15 protein-coding genes and 1 pseudogene are annotated in these 18,708 nt (G+C 71.6%); 1 reads left to right on the plus strand and 15 read right to left on the minus strand.

Annotation, left to right across the window (positions count from 1 at the left end; genetic code table 11):
* From G6038_RS02105 to G6038_RS02120, 4 genes are all read right to left on the minus strand, one after another.
* On the minus strand, positions 1-440 hold a 440-nt coding region (locus G6038_RS02105), incomplete at its 3' end, for an SRPBCC family protein (protein ID WP_165035691.1).
* Between the two features lie 20 nt (positions 441-460).
* The gene (locus G6038_RS02110; protein ID WP_165035692.1) at positions 461-1,318 is read right to left on the minus strand and encodes a xanthine dehydrogenase family protein subunit M; all 858 of its coding nucleotides are present in this window, start codon (positions 1,316-1,318) and stop codon (positions 461-463) included.
* Positions 1,315-3,702, minus strand: a complete 2,388-nt coding sequence (locus G6038_RS02115; protein ID WP_165035693.1) for a xanthine dehydrogenase family protein molybdopterin-binding subunit — start codon at positions 3,700-3,702, stop codon at positions 1,315-1,317. The genes G6038_RS02110 and G6038_RS02115 overlap by 4 nt, the downstream gene beginning before the upstream one ends.
* Positions 3,699-4,205, minus strand: a complete 507-nt coding sequence (locus G6038_RS02120) for a (2Fe-2S)-binding protein (RefSeq protein ID WP_165035694.1) — start codon at positions 4,203-4,205, stop codon at positions 3,699-3,701. Before G6038_RS02120 ends, G6038_RS02115 begins: the two co-directional genes overlap by 4 nt.
* 203 nt (positions 4,206-4,408) lie before the next feature.
* On the opposite strand from G6038_RS02120, the gene G6038_RS02125 reads away from it, so the two are divergent.
* Complete coding sequence (locus G6038_RS02125) at positions 4,409-5,875, plus strand: ornithine decarboxylase (RefSeq protein WP_165035695.1); 1,467 nt, start codon at positions 4,409-4,411, stop codon at positions 5,873-5,875.
* Between the two features lie 20 nt (positions 5,876-5,895).
* Here G6038_RS02125 and G6038_RS02130 read toward each other — a convergent pair whose 3' ends face one another.
* The 11 genes and pseudogenes from G6038_RS02130 to G6038_RS02180 all read right to left on the minus strand — a co-directional run bounded on the left by G6038_RS02130 (position 5,896) and on the right by G6038_RS02180 (position 18,650).
* A complete protein-coding gene (locus G6038_RS02130; protein WP_165035696.1) occupies positions 5,896-7,035 on the minus strand; it encodes an XdhC/CoxI family protein in 1,140 nt (379 codons plus the stop codon).
* Entirely contained in the window at positions 7,028-8,143 is a 1,116-nt protein-coding gene (locus tag G6038_RS02135; protein ID WP_165035697.1) for a VWA domain-containing protein, read from the minus strand. Before G6038_RS02135 ends, G6038_RS02130 begins: the two co-directional genes overlap by 8 nt.
* A 7-nt stretch (positions 8,144-8,150) precedes the next feature.
* Positions 8,151-9,041 (minus strand): MoxR family ATPase, encoded by an 891-nt coding sequence (locus G6038_RS02140; RefSeq protein ID WP_100057199.1) that lies wholly within the window; start codon positions 9,039-9,041, stop codon positions 8,151-8,153.
* Between the two features lie 9 nt (positions 9,042-9,050).
* Positions 9,051-9,820 (minus strand): annotated as a pseudogene (locus tag G6038_RS02145) (alpha/beta fold hydrolase).
* Complete coding sequence (locus G6038_RS02150) at positions 9,817-10,872, minus strand: isopenicillin N synthase family oxygenase (protein WP_165035698.1); 1,056 nt, start codon at positions 10,870-10,872, stop codon at positions 9,817-9,819. Before G6038_RS02150 ends, G6038_RS02145 begins: the two are co-directional and overlap by 4 nt.
* Positions 10,853-12,235: a nucleobase:cation symporter-2 family protein gene (locus G6038_RS02155; RefSeq protein WP_165035699.1), complete on the minus strand. Its 1,383-nt coding sequence runs from the start codon at positions 12,233-12,235 to the stop codon at positions 10,853-10,855. Before G6038_RS02155 ends, G6038_RS02150 begins: the two co-directional genes overlap by 20 nt.
* A 175-nt stretch (positions 12,236-12,410) precedes the next feature.
* A complete protein-coding gene (alc, locus tag G6038_RS02160) occupies positions 12,411-13,379 on the minus strand; it encodes an allantoicase (protein WP_165035700.1) in 969 nt (322 codons plus the stop codon).
* A complete protein-coding gene (allB, locus tag G6038_RS02165) occupies positions 13,376-14,710 on the minus strand; it encodes an allantoinase AllB (protein WP_165035701.1) in 1,335 nt (444 codons plus the stop codon). The genes alc and allB overlap by 4 nt, the downstream gene beginning before the upstream one ends.
* The gene (locus tag G6038_RS02170; RefSeq protein WP_165035702.1) at positions 14,707-15,978 is read right to left on the minus strand and encodes an aldolase; all 1,272 of its coding nucleotides are present in this window, start codon (positions 15,976-15,978) and stop codon (positions 14,707-14,709) included. The genes allB and G6038_RS02170 overlap by 4 nt, the downstream gene beginning before the upstream one ends.
* A 198-nt stretch (positions 15,979-16,176) precedes the next feature.
* Positions 16,177-17,163, minus strand: coding sequence for an ROK family glucokinase (locus G6038_RS02175; protein WP_165035703.1), 987 nt, complete (start codon positions 17,161-17,163; stop codon positions 16,177-16,179).
* A 44-nt stretch (positions 17,164-17,207) separates the two neighbouring features.
* Positions 17,208-18,650 carry a sugar porter family MFS transporter gene (locus G6038_RS02180; protein WP_165035704.1) on the minus strand — a complete coding sequence of 481 codons (1,443 nt, stop codon included), beginning with the start codon at positions 18,648-18,650 and terminating at the stop codon, positions 17,208-17,210.
* Between the last annotated feature and the right edge of the window lie 58 nt (positions 18,651-18,708).

An 18,708-nucleotide genomic window follows, 5' to 3' on the forward strand; every position in this document is an offset into this window, starting at 1 on the left:
CCGCCGAGCTTGTCCGCCAGGCACGTCGTGAACTGCTCGATGATCTTGCCGCCGACGTCGGAGATCATCCCCCGGCCGAACTGGGCGGGCTTGCCGGTGATGGACAGGTCGGTCACGACGGTGCCCTCGGTCCGGTCGCCGTCGCCGGTGAGGGTGATCGTGAACGTCGCGTTCACGGTGCCGTTTCCGCGCGAGTCCTTCGCGGCGGCCTCCATGACCGCGCGGCGGGCCTGCTCGTCGGTCTCGACGAACTTCCCGGTGCCCTTGTACAGCAGCTGTACCGGTCCCATCTTGATCTTCACCGTGCCGGTGAAGGTGTTGCCGTCGACGCCGGTGAGGGTGGCGCCGGGCATGCAGGGTGCCACCTTCTCGGGGTCGAGCAGTGCCGTCCACACCTCGTCGATGGGTGCCGGCACGGACATGTGGTGTTCGAGTTGCATGGTTCGTCTCCAGTGCTTGCTCAGGCGACGTCCGCTGCCGTCGCCACGGCACGGCGCGTGAGCACCCGCGCGAGCTGGCGGCGGTAGTCGGCGTCGGCGTTGCCGTCGCTGATGGGGGAGGTGCCCTCGGTGGCCTGCTCGGCGGCGGCACGGACGGTGTCCGCCGTCGCGGGCTGCCCGACGAGGGCCTGCTCGACGGCGTGCGCCCGCACGGGCACGGCCGCCATGTTGGTCAGCGCCACCCGGGCCTGACGGATCGTGCCGCCGTCCGTCTGCACGGTGGCGGCGACCGCGACGATCGACCAGGCGTGGGCCACCCGGTTGAACTTCTCGTACCGCGCCGCCCATCCCGTGAGCTTGGGGATCCGCACCTCGACGAGGATCTCCTCGGGCCGCAGGGTGGTGGTGAAGTAGTCGTCGAAGAACTCCGCGACGGGGATGCTGCGCCGCCCCGACGGTCCGGCCGCGACGAGGGTCGCCCCCAGGGCGAGCACCGGCGCGCCGAGATCCCCGGCCGGGTCGGCGTGGGCCAGGGCCCCACCGAGGGTGCCGCGGTGCCGGATCTGCGGGTCGGCCACCGTGCTCGTGGCTTCGGCGAGCAGCCGCGCGTGTTCGCGCACGAGCGGATCGTGGATCACGTCGTGGTGGGTGGTCATCGCGCCGATCACGAGGTCGCCGCCGTCCTCGCGCACCCCCCGCAAGTCGGGGACGCGCCCGAGGTCGACGAGGGTGGTGGGGGCGGCCAGCCGCAGCCGCAGCACCGGCATCAGGCTCTGCCCGCCGGCGATGATCTTGGCGTCCTCCCCGGCCGCGGCGAGCGCGGCGACGGCCTCGTCGACGGTGGTGGGCGCGACGTAGTCGAACGTCGACGGAATCATCGGGCGCCTCCCTGAGCCGATTGCCGAGCTGATTCGACGGCGTGCCACACCCGCATCGGGGTACACGGCATCTCGATGTCCCGCACGCCGAGGTGGCGCACGGCGTCGAGGACGGCGTTGACCACCGCCGGCGTGGAGGCGATCGTGCCGGACTCGCCGACCCCCTTGACGCCCAGCGGGTTTCCGGTCGCCGGGGTCTCGGTGCGGTCGGTGGTGAACGTCGGCAGGTCCGCGGCCGACGGCAGCAGGTACTCGGCGAACGAACCGCTGAGCAGGGTGCCGGACTCGTCGTGGACGGCCTCCTCGTACAGGGCCTGCGCGATGCCCTGGGCGAGGCCGCCGTGCACCTGCCCCTCCACGATGAGCGGGTTGACGACGTGCCCGACATCGTCGACGCACACGTACGAGCGGATACGTACCTGCCCGGTCTCGGTGTCCACCTCGGTGGCGCACAGGTGCGTGCCGTGCGGGAACGAAAAGTTCTCCGGGTCGTAGGTGGCCTCGGAATCCAGGTTGGGTTCGATGCCTTCGGGCAGGTCGGCCGCGGTGAACACCGCGAGCGCGATGTCGCTCATGCCCACGGCCTTCTCGGTGCCCCGGACCCGGAACCGGCCCTCGGTGAACTCGAGATCGTCCTCCGAGCACTCCATCATGTGCGCCGCGATCGGGCGGGCCTTCGCGATCACCTTCTCCGCGGCCTTGACCACGGCCACACCGCCGACGGCGAGGGACCGGGATCCGTAGGTGTCCAGCCCCTTGGGGGAGGTCTGCGTGTCGCCGTGCAGCACCTCGATGTCCTCGAACGGCACTCCGAGCCGGTCGGCGACGATCTGGCTCCACGCCGTCTCGTGACCCTGTCCGTGCGACGACGAACCGGTGACCACCTCCACCCGGCCGGTGGGCAACATGCGGATCGCGGCGTGCTCCCAGCCGCCCGCCCCGTAGTTGAGCGAGCCGAGTACCCGCGACGGCGCCAGGCCGCACATCTCGGTGAAGGTCGACACCCCGATGCCGAGCTGGACCGGGTCCTGCCGGCGGCGGCGTTCCTCCTGCTCACGGCGCAGTTCGTCGTACCGGAACAGATCGCGGGCCTTCGCGGTGGCCGCCTCGTAGTTGCCCGAGTCGTACGTCAGGCCCGCGACGGTGTCGAACGGGAACTCCTCGTGCCGGATCCAGTTCTTGGCGCGCAGCTCGAGCGGATCCATCGACAGCTCGGCGGCGAGCTCGTCCATGATCCGTTCGATCCCGAACGTCGCCTCCGGCCGGCCCGCCCCGCGGTAGGCGTCGGTGGGCACCTTGTTGGTGAACACGTTGGTGCACGAGAAGTGGTAGGCGCCGAACTTGTAGATGCCGTTGAACATGAACGCGCCCAGGATCGGCACGCCCGGGGTGACGAGCCTCAGGTAGGCGCCCATGTCGGCGAGCAGCTCGACCTTCAGGCCGACGACGGTGCCGTCGCGGCGCGCGGCGAGGGTGAGCTTCTGGATCTGATCGCGGCCGTGATGCGCCGCGACCATCGACTCGCTGCGGGTCTCGGTGTACTTCACCGGTTTCCCGAGTCGGCGCGCGACGAGCAGTGCGAGCAGTTCCTCCGGGGTCACCTGCAGCTTGCCGCCGAAACCACCGCCGACGTCCGGTGCGATCACCCGCAGCTTGTGCTCGGGGATGCCCAGCGTCATCGCCAGCATGAGCTTGAGGATGTGCGGGACCTGCGTGGCCGACCACACGGTGATCTGCGGCCCGGTCGGGTCGACGACGACGGAGCGCGGCTCCATGAACGCCGGGATGAGCCGCTGCTGCCGGAACGTGCGCTCGACGACCACCTCGGCGTCGCGGATGGCCTGCTCGACGTCGCCGCCGGTGCCGGCCTCGGCGGAGTCGAACGTCCAGGTGGCGCTGACGTTGGTGCCGAGGTCCGGGTGCACGAGGTCGGCGCCGTCGCGGGCGGCGGTCGCCAGGTCGAGGACCACGGGCAGGTCGTCGTAGTCCACGTCGATCGCCTCGAGAGCGTCGTGCGCCTCGTAGGCGCTGCGCGCGACGACGACGGCGACGGCCTCCCCGGCGAAGTTGACCGTGTCGACGGCCAGGGACGGCGCGGGCGGAATCTTCATGTCGGGGGTGATCACCCACGCGCACGGCAGGCTGCCCTGCTCCGGCGAGGCGTCGGCGCCGGTGAGCACCGCCACCACGCCGGGCCGCTGCCGCGCTTCCGACGTGTCGATCGAGGTGATGCGGGCGTGGGCGAACGGGCTGCGCAGGATCGCCATGTGCAGCATGCCGGGGAGGACGAGGTTGTCGGTCCAGCGGGTGCGTCCGGTGACGAGGTGCTCGTCCTCCTTGCGCCGCCGCGCCTGGCCGATCTCCGGTTCGACGGTACTGGTCATCGCCCGCCTCCTGCCGTCGTGTTGTCCGTCTGCAGTTCGGCAGCCCGGGCCTTCTGCGCCGCGTCCAGCGCCGCCCGCACGATGTTCTGGTAGCCGGTGCAGCGGCACAGGTTGCCCTCGAGACCCAGTCGCACCTCGTGCTCGTCGGGATCGGGGTTCTCCTCGAGCAGGTCGATCGTCGACATGATCATGCCGGGCGTGCAATAGCCGCACTGCAGTGCGTGGTTGTCGTGGAATGCCTGCTGGACGGGGTGCAGCACGCCGTCGCGGGACAGGCCTTCGACGGTCGTGACCTCCGCGCCGTCGGCCTGCACGGCGAGCACCGAGCAGGATTTGACGCTGCGGCCGTCGAGGTGCACGGTGCAGGCACCGCAGTTGCTGGTGTCGCAGCCCACCACGGTGCCGACCTTGCCGAGCCGGTCGCGCAGATAGTGCACGAGCAGCAGCCTCGGTTCCACCTCGTCCGTGTAGGTCATCCCGTCGACGGTGACAGTGATGCGCATCGGGCCTCCAATGCCGGGAACATCCGGGATCCAAGATCGTCGAGAAGTGTTCACTCACACTGTGCTCCAACGATGAGCACCGAATACGCCGATTCGCCGAATCGGTGGCGGAACAACCTCGTTCCCGCATTTGTGGCGGTGGGGTCGGGGAAGCCGACCCGCGGCGGGGCGTTGCCGGTCCGCATGCGGGGTACCCCTCGGGCATGGATCAGTCCGAAACCCCCCTGCTGGATGCATTGGATCAGTACCACCGGCTCGACCGTTACGGCTTCTCCCCGCCCGGCCACCGCCAGGGCCGCGGTACCGACCCGCGGGTGAAGAAGGTCCTCGGGCTCGACACGTTCCGCTCGGACGTGCTCGCCTCGGGCGGCCTCGACGACCGGAAATCGAGCAACGGCTACCTGTCGCGGGCCGAGCAGCTCATGGCCGAGGCGGTGGGAGCGGAGCAGGCATTCTTCTCCACCTGCGGCAGCTCCCTGTCCGTGAAGGCCGCGATGATGGCGGTGGCGGGCAACGATCCGGGGGGACTGCTCGTCGGCCGGGACTCGCACAAGTCGATCGTTGCCGGGCTGGTCTTCAGCGGCGTCACGCCCCGCTGGATCACCCCCCGATGGGACGAGGAGATGCACTTCTCCCATCCGCCGTCGCCGCAACAGGTGCGCGAGACGTGGGAGAAGTATCCGGATGCAGCCGGTGCGCTGATCGTCAGCCCGAGCCCCTACGGCACGTGCGCGGACCTCGAGGGCATCGCGAAGGTCTGCCACGAGCGGGGCAAGCCCCTCATCGTCGACGAGGCGTGGGGCGCGCACCTGCCGTTCCACGACGACCTGCCCACCTGGGCCATGGACGCCGGCGCCGACATCTGCGTGGTCAGCGTCCACAAGATGGGTGCCGGATTCGAGCAGGGATCGGTGTACCACCTACAAGGCGACCTGGTGGACGGCGCACACCTGTCGGCCTGTGCCGACCTGCTGATGACCACGAGTCCGAACGTGATGATCTACTCGGCCCTCGACGGGTGGCGCCGGCAGATGGTCGAGCACGGCGCCGAGTTGCTCGGTGACGCACTGCAGCTGGCTCGGCGTACCCGCGACCGGATCGCCGCGATCGACGGGCTGACCGTCCTCGAGGACCGGTTGCTCGGTGAGGAGGCCTCGCACGATCTCGATCGGCTGCAGATCCTCCTCGATGTGAGCGAACTCGGCGTGTCCGGCTATCAGTGCAGCGACTGGCTGCGCGAGCACTGCCGGCTCGATCTCGGCATGACCGATCACCGGCGCATCCTGGCCACCCTCTCCATGGCGGACGACGACGCCACCACGGACCGGCTCGTCGCGGCGCTCGAGGCGCTGTCGCGGGCCGCGGAGTCGTTCGATCCGCCGCCGAGGATGTACCTGCCGAGCCCCGGCGAGCTGCAGCTCGACTCGGTGATGGCGCCACGCGACGCGTTCTTCGGCAAGGCGGAGATGGTCGACGCGAGCCGGGCCGCCGGGCGCATCGCGGCCGAGCAGATCACCCCCTATCCGCCCGGCATCCCCGCCGTCGTGCCGGGTGAGCGGCTCGACGACGCCGTCGTCGACTACCTGCGCAGCGGCGTGAACGCCGGGATGGTGATTCCCGACGCGACCGACACCTCGCTCGAGAAGTTCCGGGTCGTCGCCGAGGGCTGAGCGCGGCCCCCGGGCAGCTCCTACTGCCCGGGGACCGCGCTGTCCTCGTGGGCGTGGATCGGGCCCTCGGTGCGGGCGAGGTGCTCGCCCCGGCCACCCCATTTCAGCGCGATGACCTCCGCCGCGATCGACACCGCCGTCTCCTCCGGGGTGCGCGCCCCCAGATCCAGGCCGATCGGGGAGCACAGCCGCGCCAGCTCGTCCTCCGTCATCCCCGCTTCGCGCAGGCGCGCCAACCGGTCCTCGTGCGTCCGTCGCGACCCCATGGCGCCGACGTACGCCAGGTCGAGCCGCAACGCCACCTCGAGCAGCGGCACGTCGAACTTCGGGTCGTGGGTGAGCACCGTGACGACCGTGCGCGCGTCGACACGCCCCGCGGCCGCCTCGGCCGCGAGGTAGCGGTGCGGCCAGTCCACGACGACCTCGTCGGCGGCCGGGAACCGGGCGGCGGTGGTGAACACGCCCCGCGCGTCGCACACCGTCACGCGGTAGCCGAGGAACGAGCCGAGTTGCGCCATGGCGGCCGCGAAGTCGATGGCGCCGAACACCAGCAACCGCGGCGGTGGCTGGAACGAGTGGACGAACACCGACATGCCCTCGCCGCGGCGCTGCCCGTCGGGCCCGTAGTGCAGCGTCGCGGTCCGGCCCGCGGCGAGCAGGCCCCGCGCGTCGTCGGCGACGGCGTCGTCCGCCCGCGCCGACCCCAGCGCCCCGTGCGCGCGCTCCGGCCACACCGCCATGCGACGACCCACCCACGCCGGATCGGGATGCTCGGTGACGGTGGCGACCGCGACGGGCTCCCCGGCCCGCACCGACGCGACGACCTCGCCCAGTTCGGGGAATCCGGCGACGTCCACCCGTTCGACGAACACGTCGATGATGCCGCCGCACGTGAGGCCGACGGCGAAGGCGTCGTCGTCGGACACGCCGTACCGCTGCAACACGGGCACACCGTCCTCGATCACCTGCTGGGCGAGTTCGTACACGGCGCCCTCCACGCAACCGCCGGAGACGCTGCCGGTCACGGTGCCGTCGCCGGCGACGAGCATCGACGCGCCCGGTGCGCGCGGCGCGGAACGGAACGTCGAGACCACGGTTCCCAGGGCGACGGTGTCACCTGCCCGGTAGCGACGGTCGAGTTCGTCGAGAACCTCACGCACGGTGGACCTCCTCCAGCAGTTCCTGCAGCGTCGCGAGGCTGTGCCCGGCGAGCAGACGGTCGAGATGCGGCAGGGCGGCCGCGATGCCGGACTGCACCGGCTCGTACCCGGCCGCCCCGGCGTGCGGGTTGACCCACAGCACGGCGCGGGCGAGCCGGCGCAGCTGGGCGAGCTGCTCGGCGAGCAGACCGGGATCGCCGCGTTCCCAGCCGTCCGAGAAGATCACCACGACGGCACCGCGCGCGAGCCCGCGACGGCCCCACCGGTCCAGGAACGCCCGCAGGGTCTCGCCGAGCCGGGTGCCGCCCGCCCAGTCGGGGACCGCCCGGCCCGCCGCGGCGAGGGCGAGTTCCGGGTCGCGGGCCCGCAGCGCGCGCGACAGCCGCGTCAGGCGGGTGCCGAGGGAGAACACCTCGGTGTGGGCGGGATCGGCGCGGGTCACCACGTGTGCGAACCGCAGCAGCGCGTCCGCGTAGGGGCTCATCGATCCGGAGACGTCGAGCAGCAGCACCACCCGGCGCGCACGGGTCGCCTTACCGTGCCGGCTCGGCCGGACGGGCTCGCCCCCGGCCGCGAGCATCCGGCGCACCGTGCGGCGCGGATCGATGCGGCCCCGGCGCGACGGGCGCAGCCGCATCGCCGGGCGGGTGGGCGGTCGCGGATGCAGCGTGGCGATCAGCTCGGCGAGGTGCGCCCGCTCGGCGTCGGACAGTTCCGCGATGTCGCGCCGGCGGAGCACGTCGGCGTCGTCCGCGGCGACCCGCAGTTCCGGGCCCGCCCCGGCGGTCTCGTCGCCACCCGCGGGCGTGAGTCCGGCGATGCGGGCCCGGCGCGGGGTGCGGGTCCGCGGCGACGTCACGCCGGGCGCCGTTCCGCCGAACCAGCTTTCGAACGCGAGGTCGTAGCGGGGGATGTCGTCGGGGTCGTGGCACAGGGTGGCGCGCCCGGTCCAGTACACCTGCCGGCGGTCGCCGAGGTCGATCTCGCGCAGGGCGCGCACGTAGGCCTCCGCGGCGTCCGAGGCGACGGGCAGGCCGGCCGCGGCGAGGGCGCGGGTGAACCCGGCGATCCCGACGAGGGGACCTCCGACGTCCGCGGCCGTCGTCATCGCGGGCTCACCCCGTCAGGAGCCGGTCGAGCCCGGTGCGGACCACCCGGTCGAGGTCCTCCCGGTACTTGAGGACAGCGCCCAGCGTCGCGGCCGCGGTCGTCGCGTCGAGCACGTCGCGGTCGAGTTCGCGCAGCGCTCGTGCCCAGTCCAGCGACTCGGCGACGCCGGGCGGCTTGAGCAGATCCATCCCGCGCATGGTCTGCACGGCGTGGGCGACCTGTTCCGCGAGGTGTTCGGCGATGCCCGGGATGCGGCGGCGCAGGATCTCCACCTCCCGCGCGAGGTCGGGATGTTCGAGCCAGTGGTACAGGCAGCGGCGTTTGAGGGCGTCGTGCACCTCGCGGGTGCGGTTGGAGGTGAGGACCACCAGCGGCGGCGTCTGCGCCCGCACCTGCCCGAGCTCGGGGATGGTGACGGCGTTCTCGTCCAGCACCTGCAGCAGGAACGCCTCGAACTCGTCGTCGGCCCGGTCGATCTCGTCGACGAGCAGCACGCACGGCGCGTCGGTGAGCGCCTGCAGCAGGGGCCGCGCCAGCAGGAAACGCTCGGTGTACAGCGAGCGTTCCGCCTCCTCGGCCTCCAGGTGGCCGCCGCTCGCGGCCTCGAGGGTGCGCAGGTGCAGCAACTGCCGGGGGAAGTCCCAGTCGTAGAGGGCCTGGGACGCATCGATGCCCTCGTGACACTGCAAGCGGATCAGCGGCAGGCCCAGCGCGTCGGCGAGCGCAATGGCCAGCGATGTCTTGCCGGTGCCGGGTTCCCCCTCGCAGAACAGCGGGCGGCCCATGCGCAGAGCCAGGAAGGCGACCGTCGCGAGGCCGTCGTCGGCGAGGTAGCCCGTCGTGTCCAGCGCCCGCGCCAGCTCCTCCGGTGAGCCGATCGTCGCCGATGCCGTCATGGTGCGAGCCTATGGCAGTGCCGCTGCCGTGGCGTCCTTTCGGGGCTCCGGAAGTCCGGAAAGGCACCATTGGCGAATACCGTCCACCAGCTCGTCGCGGGCCGACAACTGCGGCGCGTGATCGGTGTCCAGAGTGATCACCCGGGCCCCGGGCACGAGCCGCTGCATCTCGCGCTGGGCGACCAGCGGGACGGTGCGGTCGAGGGTGGCCTCGACGTACAGCCGGGGCACGGTTCCGAACCGCTCCGGTGTCCAGGCCGACGCCATGAGCCGGGCCGTCTCGAGCTCTGGGACGAGCCGGCGCGCGGCGGCGACGGCGTCGGCCGGGGCGGCCTCGTGGAAGAACACCGTCGCCCCGGCTTCCGGGGCACCACGGTGCCCCGCCCGTCGGCCGTGGGCCGCAGCCACCGCGAGATCCCCACCGGTGGTGCGAGGCCCAGGTCGTCGCACAGCTGCCCGAAGTCGGTGCCCGAGGGCAGCATCATGCCCGCGACGTACACCACCCCGGCGATACGCTCGCCGAGGAGCTCGGCGACCTGGGTGACGACGATGCCGCCGCCGGAGTGCCCGACGAGGAACACCAGGCCGTCGAGCGTGGTGACGTGCGCGGCGACGTGGCCGGCGACGTCGTCGAGGGTGACGTCCGCCGCGCCCCACGTGCCGGCGCCCGGCAGATCCAGCGCGTGCGGAGTGAACCCCGCGGCGCGCAGCGGACCCAGCACGGTGTCCCACACCCAGGCCCCCGCCCAGGCTCCGTGCACCAGCACGACGTGTGTCACGGCAGGTCCCGCCCGGCGGCGGCGAGCACGCGGGCCGCCTCACGGGCGGCAGCGGTGTTGGCCCGGCCCTGCCGCGACCCGGCCAGCTTGGCCCTGATGTGCTCGCGCACGGTGACGGGCTCGTAGCACTCGTCGCCGGCGAACTCGGGGAGCGTGGCGATCACCGCGTCGACGTTGCCGTCGTGGAAGAACGCGGCCGAGCGGCGGCGCACGATCGTGCCGTCGACGATCGGCGGCTTGACGCGGTGCAGTGTCGACATCCAGCGGTCGCCCGTCAGCCGCGCCGTCAGGTCGCCGAGGTTGACGAGCAGGCCGCCCTCGATCGGGGCGACGTCGTGCCAGGCGCCGTCACCGCCGAGCACCTGCAGTCCGGCGACGCGGTCGGCCCACAGCACCGTCACCAGACCGAAGTCGGTGTGCTCTCCCATGCCGGTGAGTTCGCCGTCGAGCCGGACGGTGCCTTCGGGCAGGGCGTAGTTGTTCATCCGCAGCACGTCGACGGAGTGGTCGGTGAGCGCGTCGAAGAGGTCCGGGTCCCGGCCCAGGGCGTCGGCGAAGATGCGGGTGAGGGTGCGGGCCACCCGCGCGGCGTGCGACCGGTAGTTCTGCACCGCCGCCCGGAATCCGGGCACGTCCGGCCACACGTTGAGACCGTAGTCCTCCTCGGACAGCGACAGTTCGGGGAACGAGCGGGCTTCGGTGCCGATGTTGAACGCTTCGAAGAAGTCGTTCATCCGCCCGGCGGATTCCACCCCGAGGCTCAGGCTCAGCGACTCGCTCTTCGGAGGACTGTAGCCGCGGTTGGCGCCGGCGACGCGGTAGCGGTTCTTCGTCTCGAGCGGGAGGGCGAAGAAGTCGTCGAGGGCGGTGGTGAAGTCGTCGAGGATCGTCCCGGGAATGCCGTGACCGAGGATCTGCACGAATCCGACGCGGCTGCAGGCCTCGTCCATCTGTTCGGCGATCCGGACCCGGTCGGAGTCCCGGCCGCCGGTCACATACGGACCGATGTCGATCGTCGGGACCTCGAAGGGTTCACGCGTGGGCAGGGACAACGGATTCTCCTGTGATCTGGTCGCTTTCGGTGGCGGTGGTGCCGTCGGCGGGTCGCCGGGCCGTTGCGCCGAGCTTGGTGTGGTTGAACAGCAGGTTGAGCGAGAACGCGGTGATCGCCGCGAGGGTGATGCCGCTACCGAGCAGGATCTGCGCGGCGGACGGGAACTTGTCGAACATGCCCTCCGCGAGTTCGGGGACGAGGCCGATGCCCACGGCGACCGCGGCGATGGTGGTGTTGATCCGGTCGGAGAGGTCCACCTTGCGCAGGGTGTTGATGCCGACGACGGCGACGGTGGCGAACAGGATCAGGCCCACCCCGCCGACGACGGGCTTGGGCAGTGCGGCGACGACCGAGCCGACCTTGGGCAGCGCACCCAGCACGACGAGGATGACGCCGCTGGTGGCGGTGACGTAGCGGCTGTAGACGCGGGTGGTGGCGACGGCACCGACATTCTGCGTGAACACCGTGTCGACGAACGCGTTGAAGATGCCGCCGAAGATGCCGGACAGGCCGTCGCCGGCGAGGCCGCGGGCGATGTCGGATTTGGTGACGGGCTTGCCGGTGATCTCGCTGACGGCGAGCATGCTCGCCGTCGACTCGGCGAACACGACGGCCATCACGATGCTCATGGCGACGACGGCGGTGATCGGGAATTCGGGCCCACCGAAGTGGAAGGGGGTGGGCACACCGAGCCACGCGGAGCCGGAAACACCACCGAGGTCGATCAGGCCCATCGGCAGCGCGGCGAGGGTGCCCACGAGCAAGGCGATCAGCACGCCGAGCTGCGTCCAGATCCCGCGGCCGAGGCAGATGAATCCGATGGCGACGGCCATGACCGCCACGGCGAGAGCGATGTTCGCGGGATCGGCGAACGTGGGTGCGGTGGGGTCGGTGCCGACGATGAGCCCACCGGCGACACCGATGAGGGAGATGCCGACGACGGTGAGCACGGCGCCGGTCACCAGCGGCGGGAAGAACTTGATCACCTTCGCGAACGGCCACGCCAGGGCCAGGCCGACGATGCCACCGACGAGCATCGACCCGTACACCGCCTGCAGGCCGTACTCCTCGGCGATGAGGATCATCGGGGTCAGCCCGGCGAAGGTGGCGCCGCAGACGATGGGCAGCCGGACGCCGGCGAGTTTGCCGACGCCGAGGCTCTGGATGATCGTGATCAGGCCGGCGATCAGCAGGTCGGCATTGATGAGCATCGCGACGGTCCCGCGGTCGAGACCCACGGCGGCGCCGAAGACCAGCGGGACGGTGATGCATCCGGTGTACATGATCAGGACGTGCTGGATGCCGAACGCCAACTGCCGCCCGAAGGGCAGTCGGGTGTCGACGGGATGGGCTGTTGCCATGGAGGGCTCCGTCCGGGGACACAAGGCTGTATACGGTGGTGAATACAGTTCTAGCCCAGCGCCTTTACGGGCGACGGCCACCATGTTTCGCGCAGGTAATCAATTTCTCACCGCGGGCGACTGACGTCGCCGGTGTGCCCTTTGGGCTGTTGCCGCCGCCCAAAGGACGCACCGCCTACGTCAGCCGCCCGTGCACGCGCAGCCGGGCGATGCCGCCGTCGGGGTAGACGTCGAGCCGCACGTGCCGCAGCGGCACGGCCGCGTCGACGCGGAACCGGTGCCGGCAGTCGGGCAGCAGCGCCGTCCGCGGCACGAGCTCGACCCACGCGGATTCGTCGGAGAGCGCTGCGCCGTCCGGGATTCCGATCAGTCGAGCCCATCCGGGGGCGTTGCCGACGAAGTACGAGGTGTCGATTTCGACGTGGTCGACGAGGCCCTCCCCGGCCAGGCGCACCACCACATGGTCGTTGCCGCCGTCGCGGCGGCGGGCGTTCTCCCAGCCCTCGCCCATGTGCCGCGCCCGGCCGGGAGCGATGATGTTGCGCGGAGACGAGTAGAAGCGGTTCGAGCAGTCCACCACGTCGGCACCGTGCTCGAGGGCGGCGAGGTCGATCGTCCCGGTGAGGAACGCCGGGTCGGGCCGGGGCTCGCCGTGCACCCGCAGCCGGGCCACGCCGCCGTCGGGAAAGATGTTGAGCCGCAGGTGTGTCCATCGGGATTCGCTGTCGACCGCGAAGGTGTTGGCGGCGTCCCCGGCGAGGGCCACCCTGTCGAGGATCGGCTGCCACGGCGCCGCGAGCAGCTGGTCCGGAGTCGGATACCCCTCCGTCTCGACGGCGTCCACCGAGGCGAACGGTGGATAGTTGCCGGTGAACCACGCGGTGTCGATCACCACGCCGCGCACGACTCCGGGCACCCCGAGCCGGACGATCGCGACGTCGTGGCCGGGTTCGCGGCGCCGCCGGGTCTCCCAGCCGTCGTACACCTTGCCCTTGTGCCCGAAGTCCCCGGTATCGAAGGCCGGCGGTTCCGGGGTGACGAGATTCTCCCGCTGGGCGAACAGCTCGTCGTTGGCGTACACCACGGATCCGGCGAGGGTCCGGGACGCGAGGTCGGGCAGTTGCAGGAAGGCGGGGGCGGTCACGGGTTCGTCCTCTCACGGTCGAGCAGGCGGCCACGCGGCGTCCGGTCCACGGGGCGGCCGCCGAGCCACGTCCCGCGGACCACCCCGGCCAGCGCGGTCTCGGCATAGGGGGTGACGGCGTTGCGGTGGTGCAGGCGTTCGGGGAAGACGACGAACGCGTCGTCGGGGGCGAGGACGCAGAAGTCCGCGACGTTGCCGATCGCGATCTCGCCCCGGTCGGTCATGCCCACCAGGTCGCGGGGGCCCCGGGCCATCCACCGGGTCACCTCCGCCAGGGTGTGGCCGCGACGCCGGGCCTGGGACCACACGATCGGCAGGCCGAGCTGCAGCGACGAGATGCCGCCCCACGCCTCGCCGAAGTCTCCGGTCGCGAACGTCTTCAGTTCCGGCACGCACGGCGAGTGGTCCGAGACCACCGCGTCGATCGTGCCGTCGGCGAGCCCGCGCCACAGGCCTTCCCGGTTGCTCGCCTCGCGGATCGGCGGGCAGCACTTGAAATGAGTTGCGCCGTCCAGGATCTCCTCGCTGAACAGAGCCAGGTAGTGGGGGCACGTCTCGACGGTGACGGGCACGCCGTCGGCCTTGGCCTGCGCGATCAGCGGCAGGCTCCCGGAGTCGGACAGGTGCAGAATGTGGGTGCGGCAACCCGTTTCCCGGGCGCCCTCGAGCACCTGTGCGACGGCCCGAGACTCCGCGGCCGGCGGACGCGACCGCAGGAAGCCGGTATACCGGCGACCCGCGGCCGGCGGCTGGGCGGCGAGGGTGGGCCCGTCCTCGGCGTGCACGATGAGCAGGCCCCCGAAGCCCGCGATCGTGTGCATCGCGGCGAGCATCTGCTCCCGGTCGAGCGGTGGATACTCGTCCAGTCCGGAATGGGCGAGGAAGCACTTGAAGCCGTACACGCCCGCGTCCCAGAGCGGTTCGAGTTCGGCGAGGTTGCCCGGCACGGCGCCGCCCCAGAATCCGACGTCGACCGAGATCTGTTCGGCGGCAACCTTCTTCTTGACCGCCAGCGCAGCGACGTCGACGGTGGCCGGCACGGAGTTGAGCGGCATGTCCACGACGGTGGTGACGCCGCCCGCGGCGGCCGCGCGGGTCGCGGTCGCGAAGCCCTCCCACTCGGTGCGTCCGGGATCGTTGATGTGCACGTGCGTGTCGACCAGGCCGGGCAGCAGGGCCTCGTCGTCGGCGAGGACGACCTCCTCGGCGCCCGCTGGGCGGGGGTCGTCGTAGGCCCCGATCGCGGCGATGCGCCCGTCCCGGAGCACGACCGAGCAGGAGTGTTCGCGGTCGCCGACGACGGCGCGTCGCGTGCGGATCACGGTGGTCATCTCGTGGGTCCTTCCTGTCGACCCGCGAGCTGCGCCAGCCGGTCCGGCGTGGTCTCCGCGCGATCGCGGACCTCGGTCTCGGTGAGGGCTCCGCAGGCGAGGCCGCGGAGCAGGAACGTGGCCAGGGCGCGAGCCGTCGCGGGTTCGTCGAGGTAGCCGGAGTCGCGACCCGGAGACAGGTAGGCGGCGAGGCGGGCCGCCGCGGTGGGGAACGAACGGCGGTAGAACGCGAAGGTCGCGGCATAGCGGGTGGGCAGTTGCGCGGGGTGCAGGTCCCAGCCCTGGTAGAACCCGCGGCGCAGCGACCGTTCCACCAGCCGGGCGTGCAGGCCCCACGCGGCCCGGATCTGTTCCCGGGTGCCGACGGGGAGACGGTTGGTGGATCCGTCGGACAGGGGTACACCGGTGCCGGCGGCGGCCACCTGCATGGTGGCCTTGGCGTGGTCGGCGACGGGGTGGTCCATGGCCTGGTACTCGGCGGCGATGTCGCACGCGGCGGAGTAGTCGTAGGTACCGTAGTGCAGTCCCGCGCAGCGGCCCGCGGCGGCGTGCAGCATCCGCGCCACCTGTGCGGTGCCGTCGGGACCGCAGATCGCCTGCGGGGTCTCGATCTGGATCTCGAACCGCAGGGGAGCGGCGAGCCCGTGGGCACGCTCGAGGTGCTCGCACACGGTGACCATCGCGGAGACCTGCTCGGGTGCAGTCACCTTGGGCAGTGTGACGACGAAACCGTCCGGAGTGGGAGTGTTCTCGGCGAGGGCACCGACGAAGGCGTCGAGCGTGCGGATCCCGCGACGGCGGGTGGCCGGCTCGAGGCACTTGAAGCGCAGCCCCACGAACGGGGTGGCGGAGGGATTGCCGGCGAGAACCGTGGCGGTCCGGGCGACGTGGGCGTCCTCGTCGGCGTCGCGGTGCGGGCCGGGCACGCCCGTCTGGGGGAAGCCGTCCTCGAAGTCGATGCGCAGATCCTCGATCGGTTCGGTGCCGAGCTTGGCCCGCACGAGCGGTAGGACCTGCTCGGCGAGTTCCGGTTCGATCCCTGTCACGGTGGCCAGGTCGCCGGGACCGGCGCAGTTCTCGTCGAGCGCCCGGCGGGCGTGGGCGCCCCACTGCGCGACGGTCGTCGCGTCGTACCGGTGGGCCGGCACGTACACGGTGTGCACGGGTTGCCGCGCCGGTGTCGTCCCGGGATAGGCGGTGGCGTAAGCGGTGTCGACGGGCCCGAGCGTCGCGTCGAGCGAGGCGAGGAGCCGTTCGAGTCCGTCCACCGCTGCACGCTCCCGTCGTCTGTATCCACGGCTGTATACGCGTGGCTCCGCCGACGGTAGTGGCGTCGTGTCATGCGAACGGTTAACCGCGGTAACGACGGTGTTACGCGGTGGCCCGCGTGCGGCGAGCGAATGTATCGCTCATCTCCTCAGTCCGACTCGGTGATACATTCGCTCGCCCCACACACGGACGGCTGCTCAGCCGACGGCCGAGAGATCGAGGCGTGTGGCCGACAGATCCGTGCGGCGCCGGGCCAGGTCCGCGGCGCCGACGATCCCGGCGTCGGGGCCGAGCTCGGCCAGGCGCACCGGGGCGGCCGGGCGGTGCCCGCGTCCGGTCAGCCGCTGGGCGAACGTGGCGACGGCGGGCCCGCGCAGCAGTTCGCCGGCCTCGCACACACCGCCGCCCAGGACGAACACCTCCGGGTCGAGAAACGCGGCGAGGTCGGCCATGCCGTGCCCGAGCCAGGTGCCGATCGTGCGGAAGCACTCGAGCGCGGCGGCGTCGCCCTCGCGGGCGGCGGTGGTGACGTGGTGCCCGGTGATCTGCTCGGCGCGCTCGCCGGCCAGCTCGAGCAGCCGGCCGGCGAGCGCGGGCGAGACGCTCGCGATCTCCTGCGCCTCCCGCACCAGGGCCCGTCCGCTGGCGTACCGCTCCCAGCAGCCGTGGTTGCCGCACCCGCAGCGACGGCCGTGCGGCTCGACGTTGAGATGGCCGAGCTCCGCGGCCAGCCCCGAGGATCCGCGGTGCAGGGCGCCGTCGATGATCAGCCCGCCGCCGATGCCGGTGCCGACGGTGAGCACGATCGCGGTGCGGGCACCCCGGCCGGCGCCGAAGCGTGCCTCGCCCCAGGCGGCGGCGTTGGCGTCGTTCTCGACGACGGTCGGCAGCCCGCACGCGGCCTCGACGGCCTCCCCGAGCGGTTCGCCGCGCCACGCGAGGTTGGGGGCGAACAGCACGGTACGACGGTCGGACGCGACGAATCCGGCGGCGCCGATGCCCACCGCGCACACGTCGTGCGCGGCGCGGAGTTCGCGGACCACGTCGGCGACGACGTCCTCGGTGCGGGCGGGGTCGTCCGACGGGGTGGCGCGGCGCAGCCGGGCGTGCAGGGTGCCGTGCTCGTCGACCACGCCGGCGGCGACCTTGGTGCCGCCCACGTCGATTCCGATGGTCAGTGCCATGTCTGTTCTCTCCCTGACTGTTCTGTGACCGGGGTGCCCGGGGTTCAGGCGGCGTCCATGTCCTCGAGCTCGCGGCCCTTGGTCTCCTTGACCCAGCGCAGGACGAACAGCAGCGACAGCACCGCGCACACGGCGTAGAAGCCGTACGAGATCCCCAGGGACAGTTCCTTCATGGCGGGGAAGCTCACGGTGATGACCCAGTTGGCCGCCCACTGCGCGCCGGCGGCGAGCGACAGTGCCGCCGCGCGGATCCGGTTGGGGAAGGCCTCGCCGAGCAGGACCCACACGACCGGTCCCCACGACATGCCGAACGCGACGACGAACAGGTTCGCGGCGATCAGTGCGATCGGACCCTGCAGTCCGGTCAGGTGCGGGGTGGTCACGCCGTCGACGACGGTGGTGGAGGCGGTGGCGAAGACGACGGCCATCGTGGTGAGGGTGACGGCCATGCCTGCCGACCCGATGATTAGCAGGGGCCGGCGTCCGATGCGGTCGACGAACGCGATGGCCACGAGGGTGGTGGCGATGTTGACGACGGAGGTGACGACGGTGATGACGAGAGAGCTGTTCTCGTCGAATCCCACTGCCTGCCAAAGGATGCTGGAGTAGTAGAAGATCACGTTGATGCCGACGAACTGCTGGAACACCGACAGCCCGATGCCGATCCACACGATGGGAAGCAGGCCCAGCGCGGGACCCCTCAGGTCGCGCAGCGACGGGGTGCGCTCGTTGCCGAGGGTGGCGCGGATCGATTCGATGCGCAGGTCGATGCCCTGCTCGCCGAGCAGCATGCCGAGGATGCCGCGGGCTTCACCGATGCGGCCCTTCGCGACGAGATAGCGCGGGGACTCCGGGATGGTGAGCGTCAGGAATCCGTACACGAGCGCGGGAACGATCATGGACAGGAACATCCAGCGCCACGCCTCGAGCCCGAACCACAGTTCCTCGCGGGAGCCACCGGCGAGGGCGGCGAGGGCGTAGTCGACGAGCAGGGCGGCAAAGATGCCGACGACGATCGCGAGCTGCTGCAGCGATCCCAGGCGACCGCGCACCCGGGCGGGGGAGATCTCGGCGATGTAGGCGGGGGCGATGACGGAGGCGAGTCCGACGCCGACACCGCCGACGATGCGGAACACGACGAGAGTTTCGACGTTGAAGGCGAATCCGGTGCCCAGCGCGCTGACCAGGAACATCGCGGCGGCGACCTGCATGGTGGTGAGCCGGCCGTAGCGGTCCGCGATGCGGCCGGCGAGGACGGCGCCGCCGGCCGCGCCGAGCAGGGCCGAGGCGACCGCGAAGCCGAGGACGGCGGACGAGACGGCGAACCGGGATTCGATGGCCGAGACGGCACCGTTGATGACGGCGCTGTCGAAGCCGAACAACAGGCCGCCGAGCGCGGCGATGGCGGCGATACGGACCGGCACCGGGGTGCCGGCGGTGTCCGGTCCGGTGTCGGGGACGGTCGGGAGCGCGACGTGGTTGCTCATGGGACTCCTCGTGGGCGGCGGGACCCGGCCGCGGCGGTCCCGTTCCGGGAGGCGAGTG

It is taken from the genome of Rhodococcus sp. 14C212 (assembly GCF_011058195.1).
Taxonomy (GTDB): Bacteria; Actinomycetota; Actinomycetes; order Mycobacteriales; family Mycobacteriaceae; genus Rhodococcus; species Rhodococcus aetherivorans.